4 protein-coding genes and 1 pseudogene (1 of these 5 running past the window's edge) are annotated in these 18,191 nt (G+C 68.0%); 3 read left to right on the plus strand and 2 right to left on the minus strand.

Going from position 1 to position 18,191, the window contains the following annotated elements:
* Positions 1-14,390: pseudogene (locus tag MYXE_RS24415) on the plus strand (non-ribosomal peptide synthase/polyketide synthase); it begins 21,856 nt to the left of the window's first position.
* A gap of 11 nt (positions 14,391-14,401) precedes the next feature.
* Here MYXE_RS24415 and MYXE_RS09755 read toward each other — a convergent pair.
* Positions 14,402-15,664 carry a cytochrome P450 gene (locus MYXE_RS09755; RefSeq protein WP_139821167.1) on the minus strand — a complete coding sequence of 421 codons (1,263 nt, stop codon included), beginning with the start codon at positions 15,662-15,664 and terminating at the stop codon, positions 14,402-14,404.
* 205 nt (positions 15,665-15,869) lie between these two features.
* The gene (locus MYXE_RS09760; RefSeq protein WP_085196062.1) at positions 15,870-16,841 is read right to left on the minus strand and encodes an aldo/keto reductase; all 972 of its coding nucleotides are present in this window, start codon (positions 16,839-16,841) and stop codon (positions 15,870-15,872) included.
* Positions 16,842-16,954: 113 nt separating this feature from the next.
* Between MYXE_RS09760 and MYXE_RS09765 the strand changes: the two genes are divergently transcribed.
* Both MYXE_RS09765 and MYXE_RS09770 read left to right on the plus strand, forming a co-directional pair.
* The gene (locus tag MYXE_RS09765; protein WP_172468558.1) at positions 16,955-17,722 is read left to right on the plus strand and encodes an SDR family oxidoreductase; all 768 of its coding nucleotides are present in this window, start codon (positions 16,955-16,957) and stop codon (positions 17,720-17,722) included.
* Positions 17,723-17,730: 8 nt separating this feature from the next.
* Positions 17,731-18,165, plus strand: a complete 435-nt coding sequence (locus tag MYXE_RS09770; RefSeq protein WP_003923330.1) for an SRPBCC family protein — start codon at positions 17,731-17,733, stop codon at positions 18,163-18,165.
* Positions 18,166-18,191: the final 26 nt, after the last annotated feature.

Genomic DNA, 18,191 nt, shown 5'->3' on the forward strand with positions numbered 1-18,191 from the left:
ATACCTGCCGATCGAACCCGCGCTGCCGACGGCGCGGATCGAGTTCATCCTCGCCGACGCCGCGCCGGTGGCCGTGATCACCACCACTGACCTGGCCGGGCGCTTAGCCGGGCATGACGCGGTGGTGATCGACGCGAACGACCCCGCGGTGGACCGTCAACCCAGCACTGCGTTGCCGCTGCCAGACCCGGACGACGTCGCCTACCTCATCTACACCTCCGGCACCACGGGGGCGCCCAAGAGCGTGGCCATCGCGCACCGCAGCGTGACCGCGTTGTTGGGTTCGTTGGACGCGGACCTGCCGTGCCCGGGGGTGTGGAGCCACTGGCATTCGTTGGCGTTCGACGTGTCGGTGTGGGAGATCTTCGGCGCCCTGTTGCGGGGTGGCCGGCTGGTGGTGATCCCGGAGTCGGTGACTCGCTCCCCGGACGACGTCCACGACGTGCTGGTCAACGAACGCGTCGAGGTGCTCACCGCCACCCCGTCGGCGGTGGCGATCCTCTCGCCTGAGGGGCTGGAATCGGTGGCGGTGGTCACGGCCGGGGAGGCGTGCCCGAGCGAGGTGGTGGACCGCTGGGCCATCGACCGGGTGATGGTCAATGCGTACGGCCCAACCGAAACGACCATGTGCGTGGCGATCAGCGCGCCGCTGGCGGCGGGTTCGGGCGCGCCGCCGATCGGGTCGCCGGTGGCGGGTGCGGCGTTGTTTGTGCTCGACGGCTCGTTGCGTCCGGTACCGGCCGGTGTGGTGGGCGAGTTGTACGTGGCCGGTCACGGTGTCGGCCACGGGTATGTGAAACGGTCGGGGTTGACGGCGTCGCGGTTTGTGGCCTGCCCGTTCGGGCCGGCGGGGTTGCGGATGTATCGCACCGGCGATCTGGTGCGCTGGCGCGCCGATGGGCAGCTGGACTACCTGGGCCGCGCCGACGAGCAGGTCAAGATCCGCGGGTATCGCATCGAACTCGGCGAAATCCAGTCGGCACTAAGCGAATTGGACGGGGTGGAGCAGGCGGTGGTGATCGCCCGCGAGGACCGTCCCGGCGACAACCGCCTGGTGGGCTATGTCACGGGCAGCGCCGACCCGAGCCGGACACGCGAGCGGTTGGCCGAGCGACTGCCGGCCTACATGATTCCCGCGGCGGTGGTGGGGTTGTCAGAGCTGCCGTTGACGCCCAACGGCAAACTCGACAAACGGGCCCTGCCCGCACCCGAGTACGGCGGGGCCGAGTATCGCGCCCCGGGCAACGCTATCGAGGAGACCCTCGCCGGGATCTACGCCGACGTGCTCGGGCTGGAGCGAGTCGGGGTCGACGAGTCGTTCTTCGACTTGGGCGGCGACAGCATTTCGTCGATGCAGGTGGTGGCGCGGGCACGCGCCGCAGGCCTCACGTGCCGGCCGCGGGACGTGTTCGTCGAGCAGACCGTGGCCCGGCTTGCCCGCGTCACCGCGCCGGCCACCGGACACACCGACCTTGTCGACGAGGGAGTGGGCGAGGTGGCCCCGACCCCGATCATGCGCTGGCTGGCCGGCGTGGACGGTCCGGTCGACCAGTTCAACCAAACCATGCTCGTGCAGGCCCCCGCCGGGGCGACCGAGGCCGACGTGGCTGCGCTGCTGCAGGCCCTGCTGGACCGCCACGCCATGCTGCGGGCACACGCCGACGACCCCCACGCCGGAGACTGGTCGTTGACGGTCCCCGAGCCGGGGTCGCTGGATGCGCGGGCCTGCCTGCACACCGTGGACGTGTTATCCGATGACGCGCTGATCGCGGCGCGGTCGCGGTTGAACCCGGCCGCCGGAATGATGCTCAGCGCATTGTGGGCGGCCGACGCCGGCCAGCTGGTGCTGGTCATTCACCACCTGGTCGTCGACGCGGTGTCATGGCGGATCCTGCTGGAGGACCTCAACACCGCCTGGTTCCAACACCGCAGTGGGCAGCCGACCACCCTGCCCGCGACCGGAACGTCGTATGCGAGGTGGGCGTCGCTGCTGACCGAGTATGCGCATCGCCCCGACGTCGTCAACCAGGCCGACTCGTGGAAGCAGCTGGCGACCGCACCGGCTGTGCTGCCCGCGGTGCGGCCCGAGCTCGACACGTTCGCCACCGCCGGGCACCTGTCGGCGTGGCTGGATTCCGACACCACCGGGCTGCTGTTGGCCGAGGCGTCCACGGCGTTTCATGCCGGGGTGCACGAGCTCTTGCTGATCGCCTTGGCCTTGGCGGTGGCGGAGTTCGTGGGCAACGGGGCCGTGCCGGTCGGTATCGACGTCGAGGGCCACGGCCGCCACGAGGAACTCGCCCCCGACATCGATTTGTCGCGCACGGTCGGGTGGTTCACGACCAAACACCCGGTGTCGCTGGCAGTCGGTGGGCTGTCGTGGGCGCAGGTAGCCGCAGGCGAGGCGGCGCTGGGGGCGCTGATCAAAGACGCCAAAGAACAGCTTCGAGCCTTGCCGCACCCGCTGAGCTATGGCGCGCTGCGCTATTTGAACCCCGACGTGGAGTTGGCCGGGTCGGATCCGCCGATCGGGTTCAACTACCTGGGGCGCCTGGGCGTGGCGGCCGAGGCATCCGATGAGTCGTGGCGGTTGTCCCGCGACGGCGTGTCGCTGGATGCGGCCGCGGCGATCCCCATGCCGCTAGTCCACACCGTCGAGCTGAACGCCGGCATCGTCGACACCGACAGCGGCGCGCAGCTGTACGCCGACTGGATGTGGGCACCGTCGTCCTTCGATCGCGCCGCGGTCGACCGGTTGAGCCGGTTGTGGTTGCAGGCTCTGGCCGGAATCTGCGCGCACGTGCGAGCCGGCGGCGGCGGGCTGACCCCCTCCGACATTGCCCCGGCCCGGCTCACCCAGCCGCAAATCGACGAGCTTCAGCGGCACTACGCGATCGCCGACGTGCTGCCGCTGACGCCCTTGCAGCGGGGACTGCTCTTCCACGCCGGCACCGTGCAGGGCGGCGACGACGTGTATGCGGTGCAGATGCAGCTCACGTTGAGCGGTGAGCTTGATCCCGACCGGCTGCACCAAGCGGTGCAAACCGTGGTCGACCGGCATCCCAACCTGGTGGCCTGGTTCTGCGACCACTTCGAGGAACCGGTGCAAATCATCCCCGCCGCCCCGGTGGCGCCCTGGAGCTACGTCGACCTCAGTGCCGGCCCTGATGCTGAGCGCGACGTCGAGGCGCAGATCCAGCGGGTGTGCGCCGCCGAACACGTCGCGGTCAGCGACCTTGCCCGTGAGCCGGGGTTGCGGGTGGCGTTGATCCGCATCGCAGCAGATCAGCACCGGCTGGTGTTGACCAATCACCACATCGTGCTCGACGGCTGGTCACTGCCGATTCTGTTGGGGGAGATTTTCGCCAGCTATCAGGGCCAGCGATTGCCCGCGGCTGGATCGTATCGCCGGTTCGTTGCCTGGTTGGCAGAGCGTGACCTCGAGGCCGCCCGCGCCGCATGGCGCCAGGTGCTGGCCGGTTTCGACACCCCGACTCTGGTGGCCCCGCCCAACCGGTTGGGGCAAGGCAGCCGCGGCGTTAGATCGGCGCGGCTGCCCGCGCAGACGACCCGCGCGGTCAGCGAGCTGGCCCGGTCGCATCACACCACCGTCAACACCGTGCTGCAGGGCGCCTTCGCGCAGCTGCTGATGTGGTTGACCGGCCAGCAGGATGTCGCCTTCGGTATCGCGGTCTCGGGTCGGCCCGCTGACGTGGTCGGCGCCGAATCGATGGTGGGCCTGCTCATCAACACGGTGCCGGCGCGGGCGCGCCTCGCCGCGACGACCACTACCGCCGAGTTGCTCGACCAGCTGCAAACCGCCCACAACCAGACCCTGGAGCACCAGCATCTGGGGCTGCCTGAAATCCACCGGCTCACCGGGCACGACCAGCTGTTCGACACGCTGTTCGCCTACGAAAACTATCCCGTCGATGCTGTCGCGCTGGGCGGTGACCACCAGCCGGTGGTCACGCGGGTGAGCATCGAGGAATCCACCCACTACCCGCTGACGGTGGTGGCCCTGCCCGGCGCCCAACTAGGCCTTCGCATCGAATATGACGCCGACGTGTTCGGTGCCGACCACATCGAAACACTCCTCGAGCGGTTCGCGCGGCTACTAACGGCGATGACCGCCGAGCCCACCCGGCCGCTGGCGTCGATCGACGTACTCGATGCCACCGAGCACGCCCGGCTAGACGAAGTCGGGAACCGCATGGTGCTGACCGGCTCCGCGTTTACGCCGGCGTCGATTCCGGAGTTGTTCGCCGCGCAAGTGGAGCGCACCCCGCATGCGGTGGCGCTCAGCGACGGGCAGCGCTCAATGACCTACCGCCAGCTTGATCAGGCCGCAAACCGGTTGGCGCACTTGCTGGCCGCGCATGGCGCCGGCCCCGGCGAGTTTGTGGCCCTGCTGCTGTCGCGGTCGGCACACGCGGTCACGGCGATCCTGGCGGTGCTCAAAACCGGGGCCGCCTACCTACCCATCGACCCCGGGCATCCACCGGCGCGCATCGACTTCATGGTCGACGACGCCAACCCCGTCGCTGCCCTCACCACCGCTCAGCTGGCCAGCCGCCTCGACCGACACCACCTGCTCGTGGTCGACGTCGATGACCCCCGAATCGCGGCCCAGCCCAGCACCGCGCTACCGGCGCCGTCCCCCGACGACGTCGCTTACCTGATCTACACCTCGGGCACCACCGGGGTGCCCAAGGGTGTGGCGGTCACCCACCACAACGTCACCCAACTGTTGACGTCGTTGGACCCGGGCTTGCCGCGCCCGGGTGTGTGGTCCCAGTGGCATTCGTTCGCCTTCGACGTGTCGGTGTGGGAGATCTTCGGGGCGCTGCTGCACGGCGGGCGCCTGGTGGTGGTGCCCGAAGCGGTGGGGGCCTCAGCGGAAGACTTCCACCGGCTGCTGGCCGCCGAACACGTTACCGTGCTGAACCAAACGCCTTCTGCCGCAATGGTTTTGCCATCCGATGGCTTGGAGTCGGCAGCGTTGGTGGTGGCTGGCGAGGCCTGCACGGCCGAGGTGGCGGATCGGTGGGCGCCCGGTCGCGTGATGATCAACGCCTACGGCCCAACCGAAACCACGGTGTACGCGTCGGTCAGTGCGCCGCTGGCACCCGGGACAGGGGCGGTGCCGATCGGCTCGCCGGTTCCCGGCGCGGCGTTGTTCGTGCTGGACGGCTGGCTGCGTCCGGTGCCCCCGGCGTGGTGGGCGAGCTGCATGTCGCCGGCGCCGGGGTGAGTTGTGGGTATTGGCGGCGGGCAGCGTTGACCGCGTCGCGGTTTGTGGCCTGCCCGTTCGGTGGGCCGGGGTTGCGGATGTATCGCACCGGAGACCTGGTGTCGTGGGGCCCCGACGGGCAGCTGCAGTATCGGGGCCGCGCCGACGAGCAGGTCAAGATTCGCGGCTACCGCATCGAACTCGGCGAAATCCAAGCAGCACTAAGCGGATTGGATGGAGTGGAGCAGGCGGTGGTGATCGTCCGCGAGGATCGCCCTGGCGACAAACGCCTGGTCGGCTACATCACCGGCAACGCCGACCCGGCCACCGTGCGCGATCAGCTGGCCGGGCTGCTACCGGCGTACATGATCCCGGCCGCGGTGGTGGCCTTGGCGGCGATGCCACTCACGGTCAACGGCAAACTCGACAAACGGGCCCTGCCCGCACCCGAATACACCGTCGGCGCCTATCGCGCCCCGGCCAACGCCGTCGAGGAGATCCTGGCCGGCATCTACGCCCAAGTGCTCGGACACGAGCGGGTCGGGGCCGACGACTCCTTCTTCGACCGCGGCGGCGACAGCATCTCGGCGATGCGGCTGATCGCCGCCGTCAACACCGGTCTGGATGCGGGCCTGACGGTGCGCGCCGTGTTCGAGACGCCCACAGTGGCGGGATTGGCTTCCCGGATCGGGGGAACGCGGGCGGCTCCAGCCGTTGGCACCGGTGGAGCGGCCGGCGGTGGTCCCACTGTCGTTCGCCCAGCAGCGGTTGTGGGTCCTCGACCAATTGCAAGGGCCCTCACCGGTGTACAACATGGCGGCGGCGTTGCAGCTGCGCGGGCCGCTTGACGCCGAGGCGTTGGCCCAAGCGCTGGCCGATGTGGTCGGCCGCCACGAGAGCCTGCGCACGAAATTCCCTGCGGCCGAGGGCATACCCCAGCAGCTGGTGGTGCCCGCCGAGCATGCCGATTTCGGCTGGCAGATTCTCGATGCCACCCAATGGTCGCCGCGCCGGCTCAGCGATGCCGTCAACACCGCGGCGCGTTACACGTTCGACCTGGCCACCGAGATTCCTTTGCGGGCAAGGCTTTTCCGCATCGCTGACGACGACCACGTGCTGGTGGTGGTCGTGCACCACATTGCCGCCGACGGCTGGTCGATCACCCCACTGGTGCGTGACCTGGGAGCGGCCTACGCCAGTCGGTGTGCCGGACAGGTACCCGACTGGCCGGAGTTGCCGGTGCAATACGCCGACTACACCCTGTGGCAGCGCACGCAGCTGGGTGAGCTGGCCGACACCGACAGCCCCATCGCCGCGCAACTCGCTTACTGGGAGCAGGCCCTGGCCGGGATGCCCGAGCGGCTGCAACTGCCCACCGACCGGCCCTACCCGCGGGTTGCCGATCACCGCGGCGCCAGCGTCGCGGTGGAATGGCCGGCCGAGATGCAGCAGCAGATTACGAGGGTGGCCCGCGAGCACAACGCGACCAGCTTCATGGTGATCGAGACCGCCCTCGCGGCGCTGCTGTCCAAGCTGAGCGCCAGCCCTGATGTGGCGGTCGGGTTCCCGATCGCCGGGCGAAAAGACCCTGCACTGGATGAGCTGGTGGGCTTTTTCGTCAACACCTTGGTGCTACGGGTCGACATCGGCGGAGATCCCAGCATGGCCGAACTGTTGGACCGGGTGCGGGCACGCAGCCTGGAGGCTTTCGAGCATCAAGACGTGCCCTTCGAGGTGTTGGTCGAGCGGCTGAACCCGACTCGATCGCTGGCGCATCATCCGCTGGTGCAAGTGATGTTGGCCTGGCAGAACTTCGCCGGACGCGGCGATCAGCAGTCCGCCGGGCAGGCCCTGGGAGACGTGGCGGTCACCCCGCTACCGGTTGACACCCGGACCGCGCAAATGGACCTGACCTTGTCGTTGGGCGAACGCTGGGGCGAGGCGGGCGAGCCCGCCGGCATTTTCGGGGCAGTGGAGTTCCGCACCGACGTGTTCGACGCCGAAACCATCGAGATCCTGGTCGAGCGATTGCGGCGGGTGCTGGCGGCGATGACCGCCGACCCCACCAGGCGACTCTCGGCGGTGGACGTGCTCGATGCCGACGAGCAAGCCCGCCTGGATCTACTCGGTCACCGCGCGGTGTTGAGCCAGCCGGTCAGCGCGGCGGTGTCGGTGCCAGCAAGGTTCGCCGCTCAGGTTGCCCGCATCCCGGACGCGGTGGCGATCAGGTGCGACGGCCGCTCGACGAGCTATCGCGAGCTCGACGCCGCAGCAAACCGGTTGGCGCACAATCTGATTCATCATGGCGTGGCACCGGGTGCATGTGTAGCGCTGCTGTTGCCTCGTTCCGCCGACGCGGTGGTGGCGATGCTGGCGGTGCTCAAAACCGGGGCGGCATACCTGCCGATCGACCCGGCAATCCCGGCGACCCGGATCGAGTTCATGCTCACCGACGCCGCCGCCGTGGCGGCAATCACCACCGCGGGCCTGGCCGGCCGGTTGGACGGGCACGCCGTCGTGGTCATCGACGTCGACGACCCCCGAATTCAGGACTACCCGGACACCCCCCTGCCTGCCCACGCCCCAGACGACGTCGCTTACCTCATCTACACCTCGGGCACCACCGGAGTTCCCAAGGGCGTGGCGGTCACGCACCGCAGCATCACCCAGCTGCTGGATTCATTGGATGCGGGCCTGCCGCGCCCGGGTGTATGGAGCCACTCTCACTCTTTGGCCTTCGACGTGTCGGTGTGGGAGATCTTCGGCGCCCTGCTGCGCGGCGGCCGACTGGTGGTGGTGCCGACGGCGACAGCGCAGTCACCGGACGACCTGCACAACCTCCTTGTCGCCGAACAGGTCGAGGTGCTCACCACGACCCCCTCAGCGGTGCGGATGCTCTCGCCGGACGGGTTGGAATCGGTGGCGGTGGTGCTGGCCGGGGAGGCTTGCCCGGCCGACGTCGTCGATCGATGGGCAGCCGGGAGGCTGATGGTCAACGCCTACGGCCCGACCGAAACAACGATGTGTGTCGCGATCAGCGCGCCGCTGACCCCCGGCTCGGGGGCACCGCCGATCGGCTCGCCGGTGGCCGGTGCGGCGCTGTTCGTGCTGGACGGCTCGCTGCGCCCGGTGCCACCAGGCGTGGTCGGCGAGTTGTACGTGGCGGGCGCGGGGCTGGCACACGGATACGTGCGACGGGCCTCGTTGACGGCGTCGCGGTTCGTGGCCTGCCCGTTCGGGCCGGCGGGGTTGCGGATGTATCGCACCGGCGATTTGGTGCGCTGGCGCGGCGACGGTCAGCTGGAATATCTGGGGCGCGCCGACGAGCAGGTCAAGATCCGCGGGTATCGCATCGAACTCGGCGAAATCCAGTCGGCACTAAGCGAATTGGACGGGGTGGAGCAGGCGGTGGTGATCGCCCGTGAGGACCGTCCCGGCGACAAACGCCTCGTCGGCTACATCACCGGCGCCGCAGACCCCACCGGGCTGCGCGAGAAGCTGGCGCTGAGGCTGCCGGACTACATGGTTCCGTCGGCCGTGGTGGCGTTGGAGGCGCTGCCGCTGACCGTGAACGGCAAACTCGACAAACGAGCCCTGCCAGCACCCGAATACACCGCCGGCGAGTATCGCGCCCCGACCGGCGCGGTGGAAGAGATCCTGGCCGGGATCTACGCCCAGGTGCTCGGGCTCGACCGTGTCGGGGTCGACGACTCATTCTTCGACCTGGGCGGGGACAGCATTTTGGCGATGCAGGTGGTGGCCCACGCGCGGGCGGCCGGCCTGCTGTGTCGGCCGCGGGACGTGTTCGTCGAGCAGACGGTGGCGCGGCTGGCCCGCGTGGCCGCTGTGGCCACCGGCCAGACCGAACTGGTCGACGACGGCGTCGGCGAGGTGGTAGCCACCCCGATCATGCGGTGGCTTGTCGGCGTGAACGGCCCGGTGGAGCAGTTCAACCAAACGATGGTGCTGCAGGCCCCGGCCGGAGTAACCGAAGCCGACGTGGTGGTGCTGTTGCAGGCGCTGCTGGACCGGCACGCGATGCTGCGACTGCGTGCCGAAGGCCACGGCGGCGGGGAATGGTCGCTGACGGTGCCGGAAGCCGGCGCAGTGGACGCCCGCGCCTGCCTCGACACGCTGCCCGTGTTGTCCGATGAGGCGCTGGCACAGGCGCGCTCGCAGTTGGACCCGGCCGCCGGGACAATGGTGCGCGCGGTGTGGGCCGCCGACACCGGCGAGCTGGCGCTCGTCATTCACCATCTGGCCGTCGACGCCGTGTCGTGGCGGATCCTGGTGGAGGATCTCAACATCGCCTGGGCCCAGCGTCACAGTGGCCAAGCAATATCCCTGCCGACGGGCGGGACGTCGTTTGCCCGGTGGGCGGCCCTGCTGGCCGAGCGCGCGCACCATGCGGAGGTCGTGGAACAGGCAGGCGCGTGGAAGCAGGTGACGGCGACCCCGGCCCCGCTGTCGGCGGTGCGCCCCGAGGTGGACACATACGCCAGCGCTGGCCACTTGTCGGTCGGCCTGGACGCCGAGACCACGCGGATGTTGCTGGGTGAGGTGCCCTCCGCGTTTCACGCTGCGGTGCACGACATCCTGCTGATCGCGTTCGGTTTGGCCTGGGCGCAGTTCTTGGACGTCGACGACGTTCCGATCGTCATCGACGTGGAAGGCCACGGCCGCCACGAGGAACTGGCCCCCGATATCGACCTATCCCGCACGGTGGGGTGGTTCACCATCAAGTACCCGGTCGCGTTGACGTTTGCGGCGCTGGGCTGGGCGCAGGTCGCCGCCGGCGAGCCGATCTTGGGGGCGGTGATCAAAGATGCCAAAGAGCAGCTTCGGGCCCTGCCCGACGGCCTGACTTACGGACTGTTGCGTTATTTGAACCCCGACGTCGAGCTCAATGGATTCGAACCGGTGATCGGCTTCAACTACTTCGGGCGGATGGGGGCTCCGGCCGCGGAGGTCTCGGCCGAGTTGTGGCGGACGGGCACGGACGCTCTGTTCACCGAGAGCAGCAACGCTCGTTTTCCGATGCCGTTGGCGCACACCGTGGACGTCAATGCGGTCACCGTCGACACCGGCACCGGCCCGCAGTTGCACGCCGATTGGATGTGGGCGCCCTCGGCGATGGACCGCGCACAGGTCAGCCGGCTGAGCAGGTTGTGGTTCGAGGCTCTGCGCGGCATCTGCGCGCATGTCCGCCGCGGCGGCGGCGGGTTGACCCCGTCGGACGTCGCCCCTGCCCGGCTCACCCAGCAGCAGATCGACGAGCTGTGTCAGCAGTACCGGGTCGCCGACGTGCTGCCGCTGACCCCCTTGCAGCAGGGGCTGCTCTTCCACACCCGCACCGCGCAGGGTCCCGGCGATCTCGGTGACCTGTATGCGGTGCAACTGGACATCACCGTGACGGGCCCCCTCGATCCCGACCGCCTGCGCGAAGCGGTGCAGACCGTGGTCAACCGGCACCCCCACCTCGCGGCCCGCTTCTGCGACCAATTCGACGAGCCGGTGCAGATCATCCCGGCCGACCCGGTAGCGCCTTGGCGATACGTCGAGCTCGACACCGGCGACGTCGACGACCTGATCGGGCAACTTTGCGCCGGCGAACGCGCCGCGGTCTGCGACCTCGCCCACCCGCCGGCATTCCGGGCCGCTCTGATCCGTACCGGCGACGACCGGCACCGCTTCGTGCTGACCAACCACCACATCGTGATCGACGGCTGGTCGCTGCCGACCCTGCTGCGCGACATCTTCGTCAGCTATCACCGGCAGCAACTGCCCGCGCCGGTGTCGTACCGCAGCTTTGTCACCTGGTTGGCCGAGCGAGACCGCGATGCCGCCGCGGCGGCGTGGCGCGACGTGCTCGCCGGCTTCGACACCCCGACCCTGGTGGCCCCGCCCGGCCGGTTGCGGCTCGGGTCGCGGGGCGTTGAATCGGTCCGCCTGCCCGCCGCCACCGCCCGCGCGGTCACCGAGCTGGCCCGCTCGTCGCACACGACCGTCAACGTCGTGCTGCAGGGCGCCTTCGCGCAGCTGCTGATGTGGCTGACCGGCCAGCACGACATCGCCTTCGGCACGACGGTCTCGGGCCGACCGGCCGAGATGGCCGGGGCGGACGCAATGGTGGGCCTGTTCATCAACACCGTGCCGGTGCGGGCGCGCCTCACCCCGGCAACCACCACCGCGGAGCTGCTGGCCCAGCTGCAAACCACGCACAACCACACAGTCGAGCACCAGCATCTGGCGCTCAACGACATTCACCGACTCACGGGCCACGAGCGACTGTTCGACACGCTGTTCGTGTACGAGAACTACCCGATCGACCCCGCGGCGCCGCTGGGCGACCACCAGCTGGCCATTACCGAATTCGCCGTTCGCGAATCCACCCATTACCCGCTGACGATCCAAGCCATGCCCGGCAACGAGTTGGGGCTTCGCGTCGAATACGACACCGATGTGTTCGACGCCGACAGCATCCAGACGCTCATCGCGCGGTTGCAGCGGGTGCTGACAGCGATGACCGCCGAGCCCACCCGGCGGCTCTCGGCGGTGGATCTGCTCGATGAGCCCGAGCATGCCCGGCTGGATGGGTGGGGCAACCGGGTGGTGTTGACCGAGGCGTCGGTCACCGGCGAGTCGATTCCCGCGTTGTTCGCCGCCCAAGTCGAGCGCAGCCCGGATGCGGTGGCGCTGACCTGCGACGGCCGCTCAATGACGTACCGAGAGCTGGACGAGGCCGCCAACCGGTTGGCGCACTTGTTGGCCGACCGCGGCGCGGGTCCGGGTCAGTGTGTGGCGCTGCTGATGGAGCGTTCAGCCCAGGCCGTGATCGCAATCTTGGCGGTGCTGAAGACCGGGGCGGCGTATCTGCCCATCGACCCGGCGCATCCGCGGGCGCGGACCGATTTCATGCTCGCCGACGCCGCCCCGGTCGCCGCGATCACCACCGCCGAATTGGCCGATCGGTTCGACGGGCACGGTGTGGTCGTCGTCGAGGCAGATGACCCGGCGATTGGTGCCCAGCCCAGCACGGCGCTTCCGACACCGCCGCCCGACGAGATCGCCCACATCATCTACACCTCGGGTACTACCGGGGTTCCTAAGGGGGTGGCGGTCACCCAGCGCAATGTCACCCAGCTGTTCGACTCGCTGGCGGCCGGTGTGGAGCTGCGGGTGGGGCAGGTGTGGACGCAGTGTCACTCCTATGCGTTCGATTTTTCGGTGTGGGAGATCTGGGGTGCGTTGCTGCATGGCGGGCGGCTGGTGGTGGTGCCGGACTCGGTGACGCGCTCCCCGGAGGACTTTCACGCCCTGCTGGTGGGTGAACAGGTCAGCGTGTTGACCCAAACCCCTTCTGCGGTAACGGCTTTGACGCCACAGGGGGTGGATGCGGCGTTGGTGATCGGCGCCGAGGCGTGCCCGGCCGAGGTGGTGGACCGGTGGGCGCCCGGGCGGGTGATGGTCAATGTGTACGGCCCGACCGAGACCACGATGTGGGCGTCCAAGAGTGCGCCGCTGACCCCGGGATCCGGTGCGCCGCCGATCGGTTCACCGGTGTCGGGGGCGGCGCTGTTCGTGCTGGACGGGTGGTTGCGCCCGGTGTCGCCCGGGGTGGTGGGCGAGTTGTATGTCGCGGGCGCCGGGGTGGGGTGCGGGTATTGGCGGCGGGCGGGGTTGACCGCATCGCGGTTTGTGGCCTGCCCGTTCGGCGGATCGGGGGCACGCATGTATCGCACTGGGGATCTGGTGTGCTGGCGTGCCGACGGGCAGCTGGAGTATCGAGGCCGGGCCGACGAGCAGGTCAAGATTCGCGGCTATCGCATCGAACTCGGCGAAATCCAGGCAGCGCTCAGCCAATTGGAGGGGTGGAGCAGGCGGCGGTGATCGCCCGCGAAGACCACCCCGGCCACAAACGCCTGGTCGGCTACCTGACCGGCAGCGCCGACCCCGCCCAGGTGCGTGAGAAGCTCGCCGAGCGGCTGCCGGCCTACATGGTCCCGGCCGCGGTGGTGGTGCTCGATGCGCTGCCGGTGACGGTCAACGGCAAACTCGACAAACGCGCCCTGCCCGCCCCCGAATACCTCGCCGGCCACTACCGCGCTCCGACCACCGCCATGGAGGAGATCCTGGCCGCATCTACGCCCAGGTCCTCGGCCACGAGCGGGTCGGCGTCGACGACTCCTTCTTCGACCTCGGCGGCGACAGCATCTCCGCGATGCGCCTCATCGCGGCGATCAACACCAGCCTCGGGGCGGATCTGTCGGTAGCTACGCTCTTCGAGGCGCCCACGGTGAGGAGTCTGAGTCAGCGACTGCACACCGGCGCTACTTCGCTACCGGAAGTGCTGCCGGTTCAGACCCTGAAAACCGGCACCGGCGTTCCACTCTTCTGTATTCATCCTGGGAGCGGCGTGAGTTGGCCATATCAGGTGCTTGGTCATTACCTGGACTGCCCGATCATTGGAATTCAGCGCACCCCGCAGGGCGGCGAAGGTGAGCCCGCGTCAATTCGGGAGATGGCGAAGAACTATGCCGACCGAATCCAACGAATCCATCCCACCGGGCCCTACAACCTTCTCGGCTGGTCTTTCGGCGGCGTCGTCGCCCACGAGATCGCGGTCGAGCTTCGACGGCGCGGATGCGCAGTTGGACGTCTCGTCGTCCTCGACGCCCAACCGACCGACAGCAACGTTCCACTACCGGATCACGCCGTCGGCGAGAAAGACATTCTGAAAGAGGTCTTGCGGTTCTATCGCATGGACATTCCGGACGACGAAGAGCTGCTCACCTATGAGCGGGTAGAACAATTAGTCCGCGAACGCGGGGAAGCGGAGTTTCCTCGATACAGACAGCTTCTGAACCAGATTGTGCAAAACACTAATAGCAACATGGCCCTGTATCGGGCGCATGAACCCGGGGTGTTCGACGGCGACATGGTGGTGTTCTCCGCTGCGCGCAACGACAGCGAGCGCAATGTGTCTCTTCGGCAAAGCTGGCGCCGTTACGTCGCCGGTCACATTGCCGTACACCCGGTCGACTGTACGCATCAAGAAATGCTGACCGCCGAATCGCTCGCCAGGTACGGCGACCAACTCAAACACTCACTGCTTGCCGAAGACCCACCCGGCGCTGCCGCACGGTGCGACGACTAAAACCCTTCCGCTTACGCCCGGCCAGCCGGGGCGATGGTCACTTCGGCGACCTCGTGGCCATGCAGGAAGTTCGACTGGCGAAGTGACTGTCGGCCCGTCACCGCGATGGAAGAAACAAGGCGCGTCAAAACCGTTAACAGACAACGCAACTCGAGGCGGGCCAGCACCGCGCCGACGCAGTAGTGCGGCCCGCCGCCGAACGACAGATGTGGATTTGGCTTGCGGTCCAACACGAAACGCTCCCCGTCAGGGAAGACCGCCTCGTCACGGTTGGCCGACGGTATCCACACGACGACCCGGTCGCCCGACCGAATCCTGGCCTCGCCGAGTGACATGTCGGCCGTCGCGGTGCGCAGCACGTGTCCGGGCGGTGAAGTCCACCGCAGGATTTCTTCAACAGCGGAGTTCAACAGCTCCGGGTGCGCGCGCAGCCGCTGCCAGCACGGCGGGTCCTGGCCGAAGGCCACCAGGGCACCGGACACCGCCAGCGGAGTTGTTTCAAGTCCACCGGTGAGCATGCCGTCGAGATTCAGCAAAATCTCGTCGTCGGTCAGCGGACGACCGTCGACGGTGGTCTGCGACAGCGCGGTCACAAAGTCGTTCTGTGGTGTCCTGCGGCGCTGCTGCAGCAGGTCATTGAGGTACATCAGCAACTCGCCGTGTGCTTCGGCGGCGTCCTGCGCGACATTGGTGGCATAGGCAGAATCGGTCAACCTGGCCAGTTCGCCCCAGTTCGCGTGTGGAATCCCTAGCACCCTGGCAAGCACTTGGCGGGCGATGACGGCGCCGAGATCCTTGACGGCGTCGAAAGATCCACCGTCGGCGATCAGATCGGCGAGCAGCGATCCGATGTCGTCTTCGATATCGGAGCGCATCCCATCGATCGCCGAGCTCGACAGCCAGGCCGTGTGTGCGGCACGCAGCCTGCGGTGATTGGCACCATCGGTTACCACCAGCATCTTTCCCGACGCCAACGCAACCGCACGGGTATTGGCGCCCAGCCGCATTCCAGAACCCGATACGAATTGTCGAGGATTTTGCAGCACTTCGCGCGCGAAGCCGTGTGTCGTGACCGACCAGAATTCGCCGTTGGTGGCCGAGCGCGTCCAAGCCACAGGATGAGCACGGCGCGCCAACTGCCACACCGTGAACCGGTCGGGCGCGGCGTGAAAGGACGGTGCGGCCGGGTCGACGGCTGTTGTGTCAGGCTGCCAGACGGGCGAGCGCCCGTTCGGCCCAGCGAACTGGTAGTCGGACACATTCCTCTGATTCACTGAACGCCTCGTTCTCAAACTGCGTAATCAGGCTCAACAGTATGGCAACCGTTGCCAGATCGAGACGAGTCCTGTCGCGCAAATTAACACCATGGCCGAATGAGTGGCTGTCGCCGCATATTTCGGCGTGCACTGCACAGCCAGCCAAGAATTCGCCTCTTTTCAAAAGACAAAGCGCTCCCGCCGACGTCGTCGGCTTGACAGATCAGCGACGCCCAAGTCTTTCCCGGACCATGTCGGTGAGAAAACGCCTCGTCGGCACCGGACGGAACGCGCGAGCCGCGTCGGTGAGAGCGTCACGTGCATCCGCGCTCAGCTCGATATCAGCGGCGGCTACGTTGAACTCGAGCTGCTCGACACTGGACGCTCCCGGAATCGCGACGACGCCGGGCAAGCTGATCAGCCACGCCAGCGCCACCTGTGCCGGCTTGGCGTCGACCGCACTGGCGACATCGCGCAGCGTCTGCAGCAGTGGCTCGATCCGGCGCAGGTTCTCGGTGCCGAAGAGCGGGTTGATCGCACGCACACCACCGGGCCGGTTGTCGACGCCATAATTGCCGCCCAATAGTCCCTGCGCCAACGGGCTATACGCGATCACGATGCGGTTCTCGCGCTGCGCGAACGGAACGAGGTCGTCGAGTGCCGCAGGATGCGCGAGCGAAAAATGCACCTGGTTGCTGATAACCGGGCGCCCGAGCGCAGCGTCGGCCTTCTGCCAACGGGACAACGAATAGTTCGAAACCCCGGCTGCGCCGATGGCACCGCTGTCGAGCAAGTCGCGCATCCCCGGCATGATCACCGAATCGGGGAAGACCGGGTTGGGCTGGTGGATCTGGTAGAGCGGGATGCGGTCCAGCCGCAGGCGCCGCGCACTTGCCCGCTCGCGTTGCTTGACCACGGCGGGAAACGGCGCGATCGGCATGATCTTGCTGGCCACCACGACCTCGGCGCGCCGGTCCCCGAGTGCCTCGCCGAGAATTCGCTCGCTCTTACCCAAGCCGTAGATCTCGGCGGTGTCGAACAGCGTGACCCCCAGATCGAGGGCGCGCCGAACAATGTCACGAGCCGCGCCGGAGGCGTAGCGATCACCGTAGCCCCACTCAAGCGAGCCGAACTGCCAAGTGCCCAGCCCGATGCGGCTGACCTTCCCGATGCCGTCGACGTCCAGATACTTCATGTGACCCACCGTACTGGGGTCGGCAACGCGCCCGACGCGAGAGCCCACCCGGTGGCCGATACGCTGTGGCTGCAGCGGGCTCGTTACAAGAAAGGGTCAAGATGTCACGGACTGTGGTGATCGGAGCTTCCAGTGGGCTCGGACGATGCATCGGGGTCGGGCTCGCCCAGCGCGGCGCTCGTGTCGCGCTGCTTGCCCGGCGCCGGGAGCGTATCGAAGCTGCGGCCAAGGAGGCCGGGCCCGGCGCGGTCGCCCTCGAATGCGATGTCACCGATGAGGCCTCGTGCCGATCGGCCGTCGGTGCTGCAGCTGACGCGCTGGGCGGCATCGACCATCTCATTTACACGCCCGCCGTCGGGCCGCTGGTCCGGTTGGTCGATACCGATGCCGGAACGTGGCGGCACGTCTTCGACACCAACGTCATAGGCGCGGCGCTGGCGACGGCCGCGGCGGTGCCGCACTTGACGGCCTCGGCGGGCAAGGCGGTCTATCTCTCTTCTGACGCAGGCACATTCGGCCCGCCGTGGCCGGGGCTTGGTGCGTACGGCGTCAGCAAGGCAGCTTTGGAGAGGCTCGTCGAGGCATGGCGAGCCGAACACCCTGGCATCGGTTTCACCTGCCTGATCGTTGGCGAGTGCGCGGGCGGTGAGGGCGACGCGGCGACGGGAATGACGGTCGGGTGGGATCCCGGGCTTGCCAAACAGGCCTACCCGCTTTGGGTGTCGCGCGGATGCATGCCCGGGAAGCTGATGCCGGTCAAGGACCTCGTCGAGGTCGTGGATACGATTCTGCGCACCGATGCTTCGACGTCGATGCCGGTTGTCGTCGCGAGAGGCGCGCCAGCTAACGGCCCGGCGTTTTCGGATTCCGGCCGGTCCTAAGGAGATTCATGGTCGAGCTGCATGTCGAGCGGACGATTGCCGCGCCTGCCGAGAAGGTGTTCGACTGGCTGACGGACCCGGCCAGTCTTACGGCCGCTCCGTTGGTCCTCAAGGCTGGCTGGGCGCAAGGTGCGTCGGGGCCAGCAGTGGGGGCGCTGCGCGAAGTGGTCGGGGTCGGCACCTGGTTCCGTGAAGAGATCACGGCCTACGACAGGCCCCGCACTTACTCCTATCTCATCGTCCGCTCGTTGCCGCCGTTCAACCACGAAGGCGGCACCCTGACCTTTACTCCGTCCGAGGCCGGCACACACGTCGACTGGCTGACCAACTACACCCATCCGCTTCGCACTGGGGGCAAGTTCATGGAGGCGGTCACCCGCCCCCTGCTGCGCTCGAGTTTCCTTGCGATCCTTGCGGCTTGCGCGGAGAAACTCGAAACCTGACGGCCTTGCTGCCGGTAGACGACCCG

Origin of the sequence: Mycobacterium xenopi (genome assembly GCF_009936235.1) — a bacterium.
Classification (GTDB): Bacteria; Actinomycetota; Actinomycetes; order Mycobacteriales; family Mycobacteriaceae; genus Mycobacterium; species Mycobacterium xenopi.

Coding starts and splice junctions, on each gene's coding strand:
- MYXE_RS09770 (WP_003923330.1), top strand. CDS start 17,731: ATGGTCGAGCTGCATGTCGAGCGGACGATTGCCGCGCCTGCCGAGAAG.
- MYXE_RS09760 (WP_085196062.1), bottom strand. CDS start 16,841: ATGAAGTATCTGGACGTCGACGGCATCGGGAAGGTCAGCCGCATCGGG.